1 protein-coding gene is annotated in these 1,314 nt (G+C 71.3%); it reads right to left on the reverse strand.

Annotated elements, in window-relative coordinates; all coding sequences use genetic code 11:
• Nucleotides 1-79: 79 nt before the first annotated feature.
• Nucleotides 80-1,314: DUF4407 domain-containing protein (locus DW299_RS00045; RefSeq protein WP_136035199.1), on the reverse strand; the 1,235-nt coding region annotated here is incomplete at its 5' end.

The raw sequence follows: 1,314 nt of genomic DNA on the forward strand, positions 1-1,314 counted from the left end.
ACGCTCTTCCGATCTGAGGGACCCCCGTGCGGGACGCGGATCCCTCAGCCAGCGCGGGGCGCGCGAGCGGCCGCGAGCGTCAGGTGGCCTGAGCGCCCGGGGTCGTGACGATGTCGGCGCGGTCGCGGAAGCCCTCGGCCGTCACCCGGTCGAGCGCCACCTGCTTGCGGATCGCGACGGCCTTCTCGTACAGGCTCGGGTCGCCGTAGCTCGTGAGCACCTTCACCAGCACCGGCAGCAGCTCGATCATGAAGAACAGCGCGGCGATCAGGATGTGCGCCCACAGGATGGCCGGCTCCTTCTCGCTGAGCCGGTTGAGTCCGCTGATCTGGCTGAGCAGCCCCACCGCACCCGCGTTGCCCTGCGCGACCGCATCCGCGCGGGCGTTGTACGCGGCGAGCGCCTGGTCATACGTCTCGCGCGCGGCCGGAAGCTCGTCCTTCGCCTGCTGGCGGTTCTGCGTCTCGGAGGTCGAGGTGTTCTCCTTGGCGGCGGTGCCGGCGGCCGCGAGCTCGTCGTTGGCCGTGCGCAGCTGGGCGGCCAGCGCGTCGTAGGTCTGCTGCGCCTCGGCGAGCTGGGCCTGCGCGGCCTGCGAGCTCGCGCCCTCGCCGTTCACCCCGGTGCACCCGGGGACGGTGCCAGCGCCCTCGCCCGTCAGCTCGCACTGGTAGAGCACGCGCGCCTGGTCGATCACGGCCTGCTGCGCGGTCATCTTCGCGGTGAGGTCGTCGACCGTGGCCTGCGCGGCCGACTCGCTGGCGGACGACGAGTCGGTGCCCGCGACGATCCCGGTCGCCGCCTGGTTCTCCAGCTCCGAGACCCGCTCGGAGGCGGCATCGAGGGCCTTGCGCTCCGGGCCCGATTCGAGCGCCTCCTGATCGGACTGCGCCTGGACGATGTTGGTCGCGGCGACCTCGCGAGAGATGTCGTTGTGGAAGATCTGCAGCACGAGCGGCTCCGCCACGACGAAGCCGATGATGGCCGCCATGATCACCCGCGGGATCGCCAGCCCGATGAGCTTCCACACGTTCCTGGTCGAGGTCATGGTCGAGGTGAGGAACCGGTCGAGGTTGAAGATGATGAGCGCCCACACCACCGCGAGCGGCACCGCGAGCCAGATCGCGGCCTGCACACCCGTGGTCAGCGCGAACAGCATCGAGATCGCGGACACCAGTGCGGTGCCGGCGAGCACGAAGAACATCTGCACAAAGCGGGGCGTCTCGCCGGGCACGCGGTCGAGGATCTCGCCCTCCGCGCCGCCGAGGATCGCGAGGGCGCGGAGTCGCTCGGCGGCCGTGCGGCGACGACGGGGCG

Origin of the sequence: Microbacterium sp. K35, assembly GCF_004794375.1 — a bacterium.
Classification (GTDB): domain Bacteria; phylum Actinomycetota; class Actinomycetes; order Actinomycetales; family Microbacteriaceae; genus Microbacterium; species Microbacterium sufflavum.